The sequence below is a fragment of the Microbacterium wangchenii genome, assembly GCF_004564355.1.
GTDB lineage: Bacteria > Actinomycetota > Actinomycetes > Actinomycetales > Microbacteriaceae > Microbacterium > Microbacterium wangchenii.
Genome location: NZ_CP038266.1, coordinates 2030025 through 2044715 on the forward strand (window position 1 = coordinate 2030025; position 14691 = coordinate 2044715).

Annotated in this window: 14 protein-coding genes; 3 read left to right on the plus strand and 11 right to left on the minus strand. The window is 70.9% G+C overall.

The annotated features are described in order from the left end of the window. Positions 1–2: 2 nt before the first annotated feature. From E4K62_RS09730 to rplU, 6 genes are all read right to left on the minus strand, one after another. Entirely contained in the window at positions 3–224 is a 222-nt protein-coding gene (locus tag E4K62_RS09730) for a hypothetical protein (RefSeq protein WP_135066827.1), read from the minus strand. A 49-nt stretch (positions 225–273) separates the two neighbouring features. After that, on the minus strand, positions 274–1533 hold the full coding sequence (locus E4K62_RS09735) for a glutamate-5-semialdehyde dehydrogenase (RefSeq protein WP_135066830.1): 1260 nt from the start codon (positions 1531–1533) through the stop codon (positions 274–276). 9 nt (positions 1534–1542) lie between these two features. Continuing rightward, the gene (gene proB, locus E4K62_RS09740; protein ID WP_135066833.1) at positions 1543–2379 is read right to left on the minus strand and encodes a glutamate 5-kinase; all 837 of its coding nucleotides are present in this window, start codon (positions 2377–2379) and stop codon (positions 1543–1545) included. Further along, positions 2376–3875 carry a GTPase ObgE gene (gene obgE, locus E4K62_RS09745; RefSeq protein ID WP_135066836.1) on the minus strand — a complete coding sequence of 500 codons (1500 nt, stop codon included), beginning with the start codon at positions 3873–3875 and terminating at the stop codon, positions 2376–2378. The genes proB and obgE overlap by 4 nt, the downstream gene beginning before the upstream one ends. A 118-nt stretch (positions 3876–3993) precedes the next feature. Then, complete coding sequence (gene rpmA, locus E4K62_RS09750) at positions 3994–4251, minus strand: 50S ribosomal protein L27 (RefSeq protein WP_135066839.1); 258 nt, start codon at positions 4249–4251, stop codon at positions 3994–3996. Between the two features lie 17 nt (positions 4252–4268). Then, positions 4269–4577, minus strand: a complete 309-nt coding sequence (gene rplU, locus E4K62_RS09755; protein ID WP_135066842.1) for a 50S ribosomal protein L21 — start codon at positions 4575–4577, stop codon at positions 4269–4271. Between the two features lie 228 nt (positions 4578–4805). Here rplU and E4K62_RS09760 point away from each other — a divergent pair, with 228 nt between their 5' ends. Beyond that, positions 4806–5081 (plus strand): DUF4031 domain-containing protein, encoded by a 276-nt coding sequence (locus tag E4K62_RS09760; RefSeq protein WP_135066845.1) that lies wholly within the window; start codon positions 4806–4808, stop codon positions 5079–5081. Positions 5082–5085: 4 nt separating this feature from the next. On the opposite strand, the gene E4K62_RS09765 is transcribed toward E4K62_RS09760, so the two are convergent. After that, positions 5086–7581 carry an Rne/Rng family ribonuclease gene (locus tag E4K62_RS09765; RefSeq protein WP_135066847.1) on the minus strand — a complete coding sequence of 832 codons (2496 nt, stop codon included), beginning with the start codon at positions 7579–7581 and terminating at the stop codon, positions 5086–5088. Positions 7582–7866: 285 nt separating this feature from the next. Between E4K62_RS09765 and E4K62_RS09770 the strand changes: the two genes are divergently transcribed. After that, the gene (locus E4K62_RS09770; protein ID WP_135066849.1) at positions 7867–8466 is read left to right on the plus strand and encodes a vitamin K epoxide reductase family protein; all 600 of its coding nucleotides are present in this window, start codon (positions 7867–7869) and stop codon (positions 8464–8466) included. Continuing rightward, positions 8463–8879, plus strand: coding sequence for a hypothetical protein (locus E4K62_RS09775; RefSeq protein WP_205805742.1), 417 nt, complete (start codon positions 8463–8465; stop codon positions 8877–8879). The genes E4K62_RS09770 and E4K62_RS09775 overlap by 4 nt, the downstream gene beginning before the upstream one ends. Before the next feature lie 13 nt (positions 8880–8892). Here the strand turns inward: E4K62_RS09775 and ndk are convergent, their stop codons facing one another. Genes ndk through ileS form a run of 4 tightly spaced genes read right to left on the minus strand, consistent with a single transcriptional unit; the run spans position 8893 to position 14475 of the window. Then, complete coding sequence (gene ndk, locus E4K62_RS09780) at positions 8893–9309, minus strand: nucleoside-diphosphate kinase (RefSeq protein WP_135066853.1); 417 nt, start codon at positions 9307–9309, stop codon at positions 8893–8895. Between the two features lie 2 nt (positions 9310–9311). Beyond that, positions 9312–9698, minus strand: a complete 387-nt coding sequence (locus E4K62_RS09785) for a DUF4233 domain-containing protein (protein WP_205805744.1) — start codon at positions 9696–9698, stop codon at positions 9312–9314. After that, a complete protein-coding gene (locus E4K62_RS09790) occupies positions 9695–11047 on the minus strand; it encodes a bifunctional folylpolyglutamate synthase/dihydrofolate synthase (protein ID WP_135066857.1) in 1353 nt (450 codons plus the stop codon). Before E4K62_RS09790 ends, E4K62_RS09785 begins: the two co-directional genes overlap by 4 nt. Continuing rightward, complete coding sequence (gene ileS / locus E4K62_RS09795) at positions 11044–14475, minus strand: isoleucine--tRNA ligase (protein WP_135066859.1); 3432 nt, start codon at positions 14473–14475, stop codon at positions 11044–11046. Before ileS ends, E4K62_RS09790 begins: the two co-directional genes overlap by 4 nt. Positions 14476–14691 lie beyond the last annotated feature (216 nt).

Consider the following 14691-nt stretch of genomic DNA (forward strand, 5'->3'; position numbering starts at 1 on the left):
GCCTAGTGGCCGTGTCCCTCTCGGGTGGGCGCGGGATGAGTGCGCGCGTAGGCCTCCGCCTTCGGCGCGTGGCGGTTCGCGACGTTGCGGTAGGACAGCGTGACGATCCCGAGGAAGGCGAACACGACCAGCGCCACCGCTCCGTACCAGAACGTCTCGAGAGCGACGTTCCCGTGGTGCTCCGCTTCCGCAGCAGCGAAGGCGATCATCGTGGCGGTGGTCATCCGGTCTCCGTTCGGGTCGAGCGCGGCGCGCCCTGCCATTTTAGTGCGCTCATGCGCGGATCTGCCCGTCACCGCGCGCCAGCCACTTGGAACTGGTCAGCTCGGCCAGACCCATGGGTCCGCGGGCGTGTAGTTTCTGGGTCGATATCCCGACCTCGGCGCCGAAGCCGAACTCGCCGCCGTCGGTGAAGCGTGTGGAGGCGTTCACCATCACCACCGCGGAGTCCACCTCCGAGAGGAACCGCTCGGCGCGCGCGGGGTCTTCGGTGATGATCGACTCGGTGTGGTGGGTGGAATACCGGCGGATGTGGGCCAGCGCCTCGTCGAGATCGTCGACGACGCGTACGGCGATGTCGAGGCTGAGGTACTCCGCGGCCCAGTCCTCCTCGGTGGCGGCGACGGCGTCGGGGTGCAGCCGCACCACGGCCTCGTCACCGTGCACCGTCACACCGGCTTCGGTGAGCCCCGCCAGGACGCCGGGGAGCACGCGGTCGGCGGCGTCACGGTGCACGAGCACGGTCTCCACCGCGTTGCACACGCTCGGACGCTGCGCCTTGGCGTTGACGATGATGTCCCGGGCCCAGTCGGCACGTGCGCTGGCATCCACGACGATGTGCACGACGCCGGCGCCGGTCTCGATGACGGGCACGAGCGATTCGGTGACGACGGTCTCGATGAGCTGCGCACTGCCGCGCGGCACGAGCACGTCGACGATCCCGCGCGCCTGCATGAGTTCGCGCGCCCCGTCGCGGCCGAACTCGTCCACGGTCTGGACGGCCTCGGGGTCGCAGCCGTGCTCGCTGAGGGCACCGCGCATGCTGCGCACGAGCGCCGCGTTCGTCCGCTCCGCCGCCGTGCCGCCACGCAGCACCACGGCGTTGCCCGACCGAAGCGCGAGGGCGGCGATGTCGACGGTGACGTTGGGGCGCGCCTCGTAGATCGTGCCGACGACTCCGAACGGCACCGCCACCTTCTGCAGGCGCAAGCCGTTGGGGAGCACTCGCTCATCGAGCACCCTGCCCACCGGGTCGGGCAACGCGGCCACGGCGCGCACCGCATCGGCCAGCGCGGCCACGCGCGGCCGGTCCAGGCGCAGCCGGTCCAGCAGCGCGTCGCCGATGGCGTGCTCGCGGCCTCGGGTCAGGTCTTCGGCGTTGGCCGCGACGATGTCGTCGGTGTCGGCCTCGAGCCGGTCCGCGATCGCGTGCAGCAACTGTTCCTTCGTCGCGTCGTCCAGCAGTCCGATCGAGCGCGACGCGTCACGGGCGAGCAGCATCCGCTCACGGGCGGACGTGGCGACGGTGGTCATCCTGTCAGTCTATCGACGGGGTCCGGGCACGGTTCCGACCGGACCGGTGGGCAGCGGGCGGGCGACATCGGCCGGAACGAACCACGTGCCGACCTCCCGTCCGCCCAGAGCGTCGCTGACGAAGTCGGCGCTGGTCACGAGCACGCCGACCCCCGATGCCGCGGCCAGACGAGCCGCGGACACCTTGGTGGCCGCTCCCCCGGTGCCGACGCTGTTGACCACGACGGTTCCGAACTCATAGCCCTGCATGTCGTCGTCGGCTTCGACCGTGTCGATGGGACGCGCTCCCGGCTCCCCGGGAGGCCGGGTGTAGAGGCACTCGATGTCGCTGAGGAGGACAAGCGCGTCGGCCCCGATCAGTTGGGCCACGAGTGCCGCGAGACGGTCGTTGTCGCCGAAGCGGATCTCCTGTGTCGCGACGGTGTCGTTCTCGTTGACGATCGGAAGGATCCGCAGACCCAGCAGCCGTTCCATGGCCCGGCGGGCGTTGGAACGCGGGGTGGGGTGCTCGAGGTCGCCGGCGGTGAGCAGCACCTGCCCGGCGAGGAGGCCGAACCGGTCGAGGGAGGTCTGGTACCGCCACATCAGGACGTTCTGTCCCACCGCGGCGGCGGCCTGCTGCGTGGCGAGATCGTTGGGCCGCCCCTCCAGCTGGAGGAAGGGCAGCGCGGTCGCGATCGCGCCGGAGGAGACCAGCACGATCTCCGTGCCGCGGCCATGGGCGGCGGCCAGAGCCTCGACGATCGTGTCGATGCGATGGGCGTTCTCGCCGCTGATGGAGGAGGATCCCACCTTCACCACGACGCGGTCGGCCGCAGGGATCGCTCCCCGCGTGAGTGCCGTCATCCCTGCGCTCCGTCTCGGCCCGCGCGCCTTTCCGCTTCGAGCTCGGCGCGCGCGTCGGCCTTGGCGTCCATGCGCTCGTGGTAGCGCTCGCGCCGCTGGGCCGTCGTGCGACGGGTGCTGTCGTCCAGGCGCGGGTCGCTGCCTCGAGGGGCGACCATGAGCTCGGCGGCCGAGGCCAGGGCGGGCTGCCAGTCGAAGACGACTCCGTCGCCCTCGCCGATGACGACGGTCGCACCCGGGGTCGCGCCCACGCGGAACAGCTCGTTCTCGACGCCCAGACGCTCCAGGCGGTCGGCGAGGTAACCCACCGCTTCGTCGTTCTGGAAGTCGGTCTGCTGCACCCAGCGCACCGGCTTGTCGCCGATGATGCGGTAGAGGGGCCCGTACGACCCGCCCTCCACGCGGACGCTGAACTCGCGCTCGGATCCCTTCGGCCGGATGACGATGCGCTCCTCCGGCTGTGCGGCGGCCTGCTCCGTGCGGTGCTGGGCGATCAGGTCGCCGAGCGCGAACGTCAGCTCCCGCAGCCCCGTTCGGCTCACCGTGGAGATCTCGAACACGCGGAGGCCGCGCGCTTCGAGCTCGGGGCGGACGAGGTCGGCGAGGTCCTTCGCCTCCGGCACGTCGATCTTGTTCAAGGCGATCAGCTGAGGCCGATCGAGCAGCGGCACCTGCCCCTCAGGGACGGGGTAGGCGGCCAGTTCCGCGAGGATGACGTCGAGGTCGCTCAACGGGTCACGGCCCGGCTCGAGCGTCGCACAGTCCAGGACGTGCACCAGGACGGTGCACCGCTCGACGTGGCGGAGGAACTCGAGGCCCAGTCCGCGGCCCTCGCTCGCGCCTTCGATGAGGCCGGGGACATCGGCGATGGTGTAACGCACATCGCCGGCCTGCACGACGCCGAGGTTGGGGTGCAGGGTCGTGAACGGATAGTCGGCGATCTTGGGGCGCGCGGCCGAGACCGCCGCGACCAGGCTCGACTTGCCCGCCGAGGGGAAGCCCACCAGCGCCACGTCGGCGACGGTCTTCAGCTCCAGGACCAGGTCGCCCTCCCACCCGGGGGTGCCCAGGAGGGCGAAGCCGGGAGCCTTGCGCTTGGGTGAGGCGAGGGCGGCGTTGCCGAGGCCGCCCTGTCCGCCCGGAGCGGCGACGAAGCGCATGCCCGGGGTGATCATGTCGACGAGGGTCTCGCCGTCGGGCGATTTCACGACGGTGCCCACCGGCACGGGAAGCTCGAGGGACTCACCGGCGGCGCCCGAACGGTGATCGCCCATGCCGAAGCCGCCGTTGCCGGCCGAGCGGTGCGGCGAGTGGTGGTAGGACAGCAGCGTCGTCACCTGCGGGTCGGCGATGAGCACGACGTCGCCGCCGTGCCCGCCGTTGCCGCCGTCGGGGCCGGCCAGCGGCTTGAACTTCTCGCGACGCACCGACACGCAGCCGTTGCCGCCCTTGCCGGCACGCAGGTGCAGCGTCACCTGGTCTACGAACGTGACCATGTGGGTTCCCTTCGTGCTTGGCGGACGGATGCGGCCGGCGCCATCAGGCGCACCGCGGGATGAAGCGAGGGGGTGGGCGTACGCCCACCCCCTCGGTAAACAGTGTCGGTGCTGCGGATCACTCCGCGGCGGCGACGATGTTGACGACCTTGCGGCCGCCCTTGCTGCCGAACTCCACAGCCCCGGCCGACAGCGCGAAGAGCGTGTCGTCTCCGCCACGGCCGACGTTGGCGCCGGGGTGGAAGTGGGTGCCGCGCTGGCGGACGATGATCTCGCCGGCGCCGACGACCTGGCCGCCGAAGCGCTTCACGCCCAGTCGCTGGGCGTTGGAGTCGCGACCGTTACGGGTGGAGCTTGCGCCCTTCTTATGTGCCATGTCTACGTCTCCCTGGCTTACTTGATGCCGGTGATCTTGACGCGCGTGAGGTCCTGGCGGTGCCCCTGGCGCTTCTTGTAACCGGTCTTGTTCTTGAACTTCTGGATCACGATCTTCGGGCCGCGCTCCTCGCCGAGGACCTCGGCGGTGACGCTCACCTTCGCGAGCTTCTCGGCATCGGTCGTGACAGCGTCACCGTCGACGAGGAGAACCGCGGGAAGCTGCACCTTGTCGCCCACCGATGCGGCGAGGCGGTCGAGCACGACCACCGAGCCGACCTCGACCTTCTCCTGCCGGCCGCCGGCGCGCACAACTGCGTAAACCACTTCACACCTGTTTCGTTCGGGAGCGCACGGCTCCGGTTTGTCTGATGACGGAAAGTCTTGGTGCGGTTCCCCGTCTCACCACCCGCGATTCGCTGACGAATCGTCTCATCGCGGTCATAGGAGGGGCGAACGCAACGCACCAAGGGTCGAGTTTACCCGATGGCCGAACGCCTGGCAAAGTGGCGACCGCCAGCCGCGTGTCGGGGCGCCCCGCATAGGATCTTCTGCGTGGCGATCCTGATCGACCAGCCGATGTGGCCGGCACACGGGCGCCTGTGGGCGCACCTGGTCAGCGACTCCGATCTCGGGGAGCTCCACGCCTTCGCGCAGGCCCACGGCATCCCCCGCCGCAGCTTCGATCTGGACCACTACGACGTGCCCGAAGAGGCGCACGCACGCCTCGTCGCCGGCGGCGCCGAGCACGTGGACGGCCGGGAGCTGACGCGCCGCCTCATCGCCTCGGGGCTGCGGGTTCCGGCGCGCGATCGGCGCCGGAACCGCTGACGGCTCAGTCCTGGTCGGAGGGCGAGGCCTGCACGGGTGTCCCGCTGAGGGCAGCCGTGGTCACGCGCCGCCGCGACCGCCCCTGGCCGGGCGCCTTGGGCTCGGGAAGGGCGTTGAGCACCGAATCCAGCAGCAGGTCCTTCTCGGTGCGCTCGGACTTCGACGCATCCGAACGCTTCTTGCGGGTCTTCCGCGCCGGAGCCGGCGCCTCGACGACCTGCTCGACCGGATCAGGCGCGCCCTGCGGGCCGTCTTCATCGGCCGCCGGGGTCGCGATGGTGGAGGCGGCGATCTGCGCGAGCGCCGACTTCACGCCCTCGGTGATCACGTGCGTCCCGCCGGAGCCGCCGTTTCCGCCGGCGTTGCCGTTGCCGTTGCCGCGTCCCCTGCGCCCCGAGGAGGGCGCGGCGCTTCCCGAGCGATGCTTGACGACGGGGTCGTGATGCACGATGACGCCGCGACCGGCGCACACCTCGCACGGCTCGCTGAAGGTCTCCAGCAGCCCCAGACCCAGCTTCTTGCGCGTCATCTGCACGAGGCCGAGGGAGGTGACCTCGGCGACCTGGTGCTTGGTGCGGTCACGGCTGAGGCACTCCACGAGACGGCGGAGCACGAGGTCGCGGTTGGATTCGAGCACCATGTCGATGAAGTCGACCACGATGATGCCGCCGATGTCGCGCAGGCGCAGCTGGCGGACGATCTCCTCGGCCGCTTCGAGGTTGTTCTTGGTGACGGTCTCCTCGAGGTTGCCGCCTGAGCCGACGAACTTGCCCGTGTTGACGTCGACGACCGTCATGGCCTCGGTGCGGTCGATCACGAGCGAGCCACCCGAGGGCAGCCAGACCTTGCGGTCCAGCGCCTTCTCGATCTGCTCGGTGATCCGCAGGTCGTCGAACGGGTCGCCGTCGCCCTCGTAGGTCTCGACGCGCTCGAGCAGGTCGGGGGCCACGCCGGCGAGGTACGACGAGATGGTCTGCTGCGCGTCCTCACCCTGGATGAGCATCTTCGTGAAGTCCTCGTTGAAGACATCGCGCACGATCTTCACCAGCAGGTCGGGCTCGGAGTGCAGCAGCGCCGGCGCCTGGATCGACTCGACCTGCTTGGAGATGTGCTCCCACTGCGCGGTGAGCCGCTGCACGTCGCGCGTGAGCTGGTCTTCGGTGGCCCCTTCGGCCGCGGTGCGCACGATGACGCCGGAGGATTCGGGGAGCACCTCCTTGAGGATCTTCTTCAGCCGTGCCCGCTCGGTGTCGGGGAGCTTGCGGGAGATGCCGTTCATCGCGCCGCCGGGAACGTACACGAGGTAGCGACCGGGGAGGGAGATCTGGCTGGTGAGGCGGGCGCCCTTGTGGCCCACGGGATCCTTGGTGACCTGCACGAGCACCCGGTCACCAGACTTGAGTGCGAGTTCGATGCGGCGCGGCTGGTTGCCGGTCTCGACGGCATCCCAGTCGACCTCGCCCGAGTACAGCACCGCGTTGCGGCCCCGCCCGATGTCGACGAACGCCGCCTCCATGCTGGGCAGCACGTTCTGCACGCGCCCGACGTACACGTTGCCGATGAGGGACGCGTCCTGGTTGCGGGCGACGTAGTGCTCCACGAGCACGTTGTCCTCGAGCACGGCGATCTGGACGCGCCCGTACTTGGAGCGGACGACCATGACGCGGTCCACGGCCTCACGACGGGCGAGGAACTCCGCCTCGGTCACCACGGGGCGACGCCGCCCCGCCTCGCGGCCGTCGCGACGGCGCTGCTTCTTGGCCTCCAGACGCGTGGATCCCTTGATCCGCTGCGGCTCCGTGACGTACTCCACGGCGCGCTGACGGGGAGCCGGCGGCAGTTCGGCCTCGCCCGCGTCGTCGGCGCCGCTGGAACCGCGCCGGCGGTTGCGGCGGCGCGCCCCGGCCGGCCCGGCCGGCTCCTCCTCGACCGGGCGCGCCGGCAGGACGGGGATCTCGGGAGCGTAGAAGTGCAGCGCGGTGCTCACCGACGACACGAAGGTCTCCGGCAGCAGGCCCAGCGACACCGCCGTCGGCGGTCCGGAGGGCTGCTCCGGCTCGGCCGTCTGCGGCTCGGATGCGGCGGGCTGGTCCGGCTGCGCCTCCGGCGCAGCCGCGTCGGCCTGCGCTTCGGTGTCCGGGGCGGCAGCGTCGGCTGCGTCGGGCTGCGCCGCGGTGTCCGGGGCAGCGGCGTCGGCCGCCTCCGGGTCCGTGGTCTCCCCCGCGTCCGCCGCAGCCGCGTCCCCGGCATCCGGGGCCGTGGCGTCAACCGCATCCGGCGCGGTGGCGGCCTCCGGCGCGGGGACCTCTGCCACGTCTGGCGTCGAGCTGTCCGGCTCGGGCAGTGTGAGCGCGGCGGGGGCGCCCTCGTCGCCTTCCACGGCCTCGACCGCGTCGAGCACGGCTTCCGCCTCGGTCGTGGCGGGCGAGGCGACGGAGGAATCCGGCGCGCTCAGGGTCTCGTCGGTGTGTTCCGGCTGGTTTTCTGTTGCATCGGCCATCTCTGGCGTACTCCTCGAGGGCGACACCGCGCGTCACCCGGAAACTCATGCGGCGCCGCACCCGGCGGTGCCACGAACTCTCTCGGTCTGCAGCCGGCCCGAAGCTCGTACTGCGAAAGGCGTCCATCGCCCGAAGTCTGTCGTGATGCGGTTGCGGCGCGGCCGCGGTGCATCGTCGTCCATTATCGCACTTCCGGGGGCTGCGCGCAGGCAACTCACCGAACCCGGGCTTATCTCCGGCGCGCGCGGGCCTGCGAATCCAGGCCGTGGTGCCATAATCCCGCCATGACCACCGCGCCCTCACCTGCTCGACCGAAGGCTCTGGCGGTATGGCTGGTGATCGCCGGGGTCATCGGATGGTGGGCGGCGTACTCGCTCACCATGGAGCGTCTTCAGCTCCTCGCCGACCCCGGATCCACGGCCTCGTGCGACTTCAGCGTCCTGATCCAATGCGGCAAGAACCTCGACTCGTGGCAGGGCAGCGTCTTCGGCTTCCCCAATCCGATCCTCGGGCTCACCGGGTGGATGGCCCCCGTCGTCGTGGGCATGGCGCTGCTGGCCGGCGCGCGATTCGCACGCTGGTTCTGGTGGCTGTTCACCCTGGGAACGGCGGGCGCCTTCGCGTTCGTGGTGTGGCTCATCGCGCAGAGCATCTTCTCGCTGTCGACCCTGTGCCCCTGGTGCATGGTGACGTGGGCCGTGACGATCCCCACGTTCTACGCCGTGCTGCTGCATGTGCTGCGGGAGGGGATCATCCCCGCCTCCCCCGCGGTGCGACGCGCCGCCGGCACCCTTCTGAGCTGGCTGCCGCTGCTGGTCGTGCTGTCGTTCGCCGTCATCGCGGTGATCGCGCAGCTGCGCCTGGATGTGATCGCCTCGCTATGAACGTGCGACGCAGTGCGGTCGCCGTGACACTGAGCGTTCTGCTCGGCGCGACGATGGCCGCGTGCGCGCCGTCGTCTCCCGAGCAGGTGTGCGTTCCCGAACTCGCCGTCACCCCCGAGGACCCGCGCCCCGGACGCATCGTGACGGTCCAGACCGTGCGCGCATGCCCCGTCGCAGCCGACGAGGGGGTGCGCTGGGAGATACGCATCCAGCCCGAGGACGCCACCATTCCGCTGGCGCGTGCGTTCGTGGCGCCCGAGGCGGACGGATCGTTCGCGGTGCGCATCACCGTCCCGCCCACGATCGGACCGGGGCCGGCGATCGCGCACATCGCGAACTACTGGGAGTCGGCGACGTGCCCCGACGGCGCGAGCTGCGCCGCCGCATCCGTCACGTTCGACGTGCGCGAATAGCCCAGCCGATCACTCAGCCGAACCAGATCTCGAGCTCGCGGGCCGCGGACTCGGGGCTGTCGCTGCCATGGACGAGGTTCTGCTGCACGGCCACGCCCCAGTCGCGCCCGAAATCGCCGCGGATCGTGCCGGGTGCCGCGGTGGTGGGATCGGTGGTGCCGGCCAGCGACCGGAATCCCTCGATGACCCGGTTGCCGGCGAGGCGGATCGCCACGGCCGGGCCCGACATCATGAACTCCAGGAGCGGCTCGTAGAACGGCTTTCCCTCGTGCTCGGCGTAATGGCGCTCCAGGCGCGCACGGTCGGGCTCGACGAGCCGGATGTCCACGAGCGCGTAGCCCTTGGCCTCGATGCGGGCGAGGATCGCCCCGGTCAGCCCGCGGGCCACGCCGTCCGGCTTCACCAGGACGAGGGTCTCTTCGGTTGCCATGTTCATTCTCCGTTCGAGGGTCCGTGCACGGCGGCGTTGCGTCGATCCAGGGCCGCCCCCTTGATCGTCGCATACGCCCACATGCCGCCGAAAATGAGCGCCACGACCACCAGGGCCGGCAGCAGCAGGCCGCCGAGGGCCAGGATGATCTGCAGCACCCACCCCACGACGATGGCCCAGCGGTGCCGCAGGAGCCCCGCGGTGATGACCATGAGCAGCGCCAGGACGCTGCCGGCCACGACTGCCCACCACGGCTCGATCCCGGGCGGCACCTCCTTCAGGCCGAACACGACGAGGCCGCCGAGGAAGACCACGATCGACTCGAAACCGAGGACGACGGCACCCAGCGACTCCGCCGCGCCCCGTGGCCGCCGGACGCGCGGACTCATCGCTGCCACCCGTCCTTCCAGCCTTCGACATCGGCGACGCGCAGCGCCTCGCCGGCCAGCACCACCGAGCCGGCGATCACGACCGCGCGGCGATCGGATGCCGCGGCCCACTCGCGCGCCGCATCCGCGGCGTCCTCCACCCCGTGATGCACCGTCACGGGCAGCCCGGACGCCTCGGCCAGGTCGGCCAGCGCGTCGGGGTCGCTCGCCCGCTCGGAGTCGGGGGCGGTGGCGAACAGGTGCGCGGTGACGGGAGCCAGGGTCTCGACGATCCCCGCCGCGTCCTTGTCGCCCAGCACGCCGAGCACGACGCCCCACTCGTCCACGTCGAACGACTCGCGCAGGGCGGTGACGAGAGCCCGGGCACCGTGGGGGTTGTGGGCCGCGTCCACGAGCACCGTGGGATGGGCACCGACCAGCTGCAGACGCCCGGGCGAGGTCACCTGACCCAGACCGTCGCCGACGACCTCTGCCGTCAGCGGCTGCGATGCGCCGCCGATGAGGGATTCCACGGCGGCGATCGCCAGCGCGGCGTTCGCGCCCTGGTGCGCCCCGTACAGCGGCAGATACTCCTCCGCATAGGTGCCGGCGAGGCCGCGCACCGAGATCTGCTGTCCCCCCACGGCCAGACGCTGCTCCGCGAGGGCGAAGTCCTCGCCCTCGAAGGCGATCGTCGCCCCACGGGCGGCTGCGGCCTCGCGCAGCACGCGGGCGACGGCCGCATCCTGACGGGCCGAGACCACGGCCGCGCCGTCCTTGATGATGCCGGACTTCACGCGCGCGATCTCGGCGAGCGTCGAGCCCAGCCGATCGGTGTGATCCAGATCGACGGGGGTGATCACGGCGACGTCGCCGTCGGCGGTGTTCGTGGAGTCCCACGCCCCGCCCATCCCCACCTCCAGCACGAGGACATCGACGGGGGCGTCGGCGGCCACGACGAAGGCGAGCACCGTGAGCAGCTCGAAGAACGTCAGCGGAGCGTCGCCGGCGCCGGCCAGCTCCGCGTCGACGAGGTCGACGAAGGGGGCGATCTCGTCCCACGCGTCGGCCACGGCGGCGTCGGAGACCGGCTCGCCGTCGATCAGGATCCGCTCGGTGAAGCGCTCCAGGTGCGGGCTCGTGAACATGCCGGTGCGAAGGCCCAGCGCGCGCACGAGGCTCTCGATGATGCGGCTCGTGGACGTCTTTCCGTTGGTGCCGGTGATGTGGATCACGCGGTAGGTGCGCTGCGGATCGTCGAGCAGCTCGAGCACCCGCCGCGTGCGCTCCACGCGCGGCTGCACCCACTGCTCGCCCTGTCGCTGCAACAGCGCGGTGTACACCGCGTCGGCTCGCGCGCGGTCGTTCATGCGTCCTCCTCCGTTCCCAGGCGGGTCACCCCGACGCGGAACGCGCCGGCGTTGGCGAAGGCACCCGCGGGGAACTCGCCGGTGTGCTCGGCGTCGGCGTCCGGCGTCGAGCGCAGCGTTCCGCGGGCGAGCACCGTGGCACCGCCGGTGACGACGCAGGCTTCGCGGGCGAGGGTCTCCCCCGCGATGTCGGCGACGTCGAAGGCCGTCGTCACCGCGGCCGCGTCGGCGTCGTCGTCGAAGGCGAGCACGAGACGGATGCGGTCGCTCACGTCGAAGCCCGCGGCCTTCCGCGTGTCCTGCACCGCGCGGACGACGTCCCGCGCCAGGCCCTCGGCCTCCAGCGCCTCGTTGGTCGTGGTGTCCAGGACGACGAAGCCGCCGGTGGGCAGCACGGCCAGTGCCTCGCCCTCGGGGCGTCCCGCCGTCTCGACGAGGAGTTCGTACTCGCCGGGCTCCAGCGCGATCCCTCCGGCCGTCACGACACCGTCGACCTCGTGCCAGTCGCCCGAGCGCGCGGCCTTGATCGCCTGCTGCACGAGCTTGCCCAGGCGCGGACCTGCGGCACGCGCGTTCACCGTCAAGCGGTGCGAGATGCCGTATTCCGCGGCCGTCTCCGGCTCCAGCTCCACCAGATCCACGCGCTTGACGTTGAGCTCGTCGCGGAGGATGCCCTCGAACTGCCGCAGGGCGTGGGCGTTGTCCATCACCACCGTCAGGCGCGGCAGCGGCAGACGCACCCGCTTGCCCTCCTTCTTGCGCAGTGCGTTGGCTACCCGCGAGACCTCGCGCACCGCGTCCATCGCCGCGCGGATGTCTTCCGCGCCGGCGAAGGCGGCCGCATCCGGCCAGTCGGCCAGGTGGACGCTGCGGCCGCCGGTGAGGCCCTGCCACACCCGCTCGGTCACGAGGGGAAGCAGCGGGGCGGCGACGCGCGTGAGGGTCTCGAGCACCGTGTAGAGCGTGTCGAACGCCTCGGTCGAGGACGGGTCGTCCTCGCTGACTCCGAGCCAGAACCGGTCGCGCGAGCGCCGGATGTACCAGTTGGTCAGCACCTCGCCGAAGTCGCGCAGCCGCTCGCACGCGGTCGTCGAGTCCAGTGCGTCGAGGTCGGCGGCGACGTCGCGGACGAGCTCCCCGGTGAGGGCGAGGATGTAGCGGTCGAGCACGTCGGTGGAGTCGGTGCGCCACACCGCCTCGTACCCCCCGGTCCCTGAGCCGGTCGAAGGGCCGGCGACGTTGGCGTAGGTGGCGAAGAAGTACCACGCGTTCCACAGCGGCAGGAGGAACTCCCGCACGCCGGCGCGGATGCCCTCCTCGGTCACGACGAGGTTGCCCCCGCGCAGCACGGAGCTGCCCATCAGGAACCAGCGCATCGCGTCGGATCCGTCGCGGTCGAACACCTCCCGCACGTCGGGGTAGTTGCGCAGCGACTTCGACATCTTCTGCCCGTCGCTTCCGAGCACGATCCCGTGCGCCGAGACGGCCTGAAACGCCGGCCGGTCGAACAGGGCGGTGGACAGCACGTGCATCACGTAGAACCAGCCGCGCGTCTGGCCGATGTACTCGACGATGAAGTCCGCCGGTGCGTGCTCGTCGAACCACTGCGCGTTCTCGAACGGGTAGTGCACCTGGGCGAACGGCATCGAGCCCGAGTCGAACCAGACATCGAGCACGTCCTCGATGCGCCGCATGGTGCTCTGCCCGGTGGGGTCGTCGGGGTTCGGCCGCGTGAGCTCGTCGATGAACGGGCGGTGCAGGTCGACCTCGCCCTGCTGGTTGCGGGGAAGGCGGCCGAAGTCGGCTTCCATCTGCTCCAGCGAGCCGTACACGTCGACGCGGGGGTAGGCCGGGTCATCGCTCTTCCACACCGGGATGGGTGAGCCCCAGTACCGGTTGCGGCTGATCGACCAGTCGCGGGCGCCTTCGAGCCACTTCCCGAACTGCCCCTCCTTGACGTTCTCGGGAACCCACGTGATCTGCGCGTTGTTCTCGATCAGGCGGTCCTTGATGTCGGTGACCCGGACGAACCAGCTCGACACCGCCTTGTAGATGAGCGGGTTGCGGCACCGCCAGCAGTGCGGGTAGGCGTGCTCGTAGCTCGCCTCGCGCACGAGCCGTCCGCTCTGGCGCAGCAGCCGGATGAGCGGCGTGTTGGCGTCCATCCACAGCATCCCGGCGACGTCCGCGACCTCCGGCAGGAACCGCCCGCCGTCGTCGAGGGAGAGGATCGTCGGCAGACCGGCGGCATCCGCGAGCCGCTTGTCGTCCTCACCGTAGGCGGGCGCCTGGTGGACGATGCCGGTTCCGTCAGTGGTGGTGACGTAGTCGTCGGCGAGGATGTGCCACGCGTCCTGCGTGCCCCACTGGTCGGCGTCGGCGTAGTAGTCGAAGAGCCGGTCGTAGGCCACGCCGACGAGTTCTGCACCGAGGACCGTCTGCTCCACGGCTGCCGCGGCCTCCTCCGCCGAGGCGTAGCCGAGGTCTTTCGCGTAGCCGGGAAGCAGGTCCTCGGCCAGCAGGTAACGGTGCGCGGAGGTCTCGATGGCGTCGTCGGCCTCTCCGCCGGGGGTGCGGTGCACGTCGGCGGCGCCGGCCGGACCCCCCGGGACCACGACGTAGCGGATGCCGGGGCCCACCGCGAGGGCGAGGTTGGTCGGGAGCGTCCACGGCGTCGTGGTCCACGCCAGTGCGCGGACGCCGGTGAGTCCGAGGACTTCCGCCTTGGCCCCCACGAGCGGGAAGGTGACGGTGACCGACGGGTCCTGCCGGGTCTTGTAGACGTCGTCGTCCATGCGCAGTTCGTGGCTGGAGAGGGGGGTCTCGTCGCGCCAGCAGTACGGCAGCACGCGGTAGCCCTCGTACGCGAGCCCCTTGTCGTACAGGGTCTGGAAGGCCCACAGGACCGACTCCATGTACGTCGTGTCCAGCGTCTTGTAGCCGCGGTCGAAGTCGACCCAGCGCGCCTGGCGGGTCACGTAGTCCTGCCACTCGTGCGTGTACTCCAGCACCGACGAGCGCGCCTTGGCGTTGAAGGTCGCCACGCCCATCCGCTCGATCTCGTCCTTCTCGGTGATCCCGAGCTGCTTCATCGCCTCCAGCTCGGCGGGCAGGCCATGCGTGTCCCAGCCGAACACGCGGTCGACCTTGCGGCCGCGCATGGTCTGGAACCGCGGGAAGACGTCCTTGGCGTAGCCGGTGAGCAGGTGGCCGTAGTGCGGCAGTCCGTTGGCGAAGGGCGGGCCGTCGTAGAACACCCACTCCTCGGCGCCGTCGCGCTGCGCGATCGACGCGCGGAAGGTGTCGTCGTCGCGCCAGAACGCGAGCGTGTCGGCCTCGATGGCCGGGAACCGTGGGCTGGGCACGACGGCCGCCGGGCTCGTGGATGCATCGGCAGCGGGTCCGAACGCGGACTTCGGGTAGGTCATCTCTCTCCAGCAGGTCGGTGTTCACCTGCGAGGACGACCCTTGCGGACCGCGGTACCACCCCGCGTGACTCCCCGGCGTTTCGCGCCGAGCGGAGCCCTCTCTCACTGCGGCTGTGACGGGCCTGACCCGCTCGGTTCTACTGGGGGCCGATCGCCCTGTTCTTCCGAGAGCTCCCCGGTGATGGCCGGATCGATGCTCGTGTGCACGATTGTACC

Excerpts from the sequence above, each read along its gene's own strand:
- E4K62_RS09730 (WP_135066827.1), bottom strand. The coding sequence starts at position 224 with ATGACCACCGCCACGATGATCGCCTTCGCTGCTGCGGAAGCGGAGCAC.
- E4K62_RS09735 (WP_135066830.1), bottom strand. The coding sequence starts at position 1,533 with ATGACCACCGTCGCCACGTCCGCCCGTGAGCGGATGCTGCTCGCCCGT.
- proB (WP_135066833.1), bottom strand. The coding sequence starts at position 2,379 with ATGACGGCACTCACGCGGGGAGCGATCCCTGCGGCCGACCGCGTCGTG.
- obgE (WP_135066836.1), bottom strand. The coding sequence starts at position 3,875 with ATGGTCACGTTCGTAGACCAGGTGACGCTGCACCTGCGTGCCGGCAAG.
- rpmA (WP_135066839.1), bottom strand. The coding sequence starts at position 4,251 with ATGGCACATAAGAAGGGCGCAAGCTCCACCCGTAACGGTCGCGACTCC.
- E4K62_RS09765 (WP_135066847.1), bottom strand. The coding sequence starts at position 7,581 with ATGGCCGATGCAACAGAAAACCAGCCGGAACACACCGACGAGACCCTG.
- E4K62_RS09770 (WP_135066849.1), top strand. The coding sequence starts at position 7,867 with ATGACCACCGCGCCCTCACCTGCTCGACCGAAGGCTCTGGCGGTATGG.
- E4K62_RS09775 (WP_205805742.1), top strand. The coding sequence starts at position 8,463 with ATGAACGTGCGACGCAGTGCGGTCGCCGTGACACTGAGCGTTCTGCTC.
- ndk (WP_135066853.1), bottom strand. The coding sequence starts at position 9,309 with ATGGCAACCGAAGAGACCCTCGTCCTGGTGAAGCCGGACGGCGTGGCC.
- E4K62_RS09785 (WP_205805744.1), bottom strand. The coding sequence starts at position 9,698 with ATGAGTCCGCGCGTCCGGCGGCCACGGGGCGCGGCGGAGTCGCTGGGT.
- E4K62_RS09790 (WP_135066857.1), bottom strand. The coding sequence starts at position 11,047 with ATGAACGACCGCGCGCGAGCCGACGCGGTGTACACCGCGCTGTTGCAG.
- ileS (WP_135066859.1), bottom strand. The coding sequence starts at position 14,475 with ATGACCTACCCGAAGTCCGCGTTCGGACCCGCTGCCGATGCATCCACG.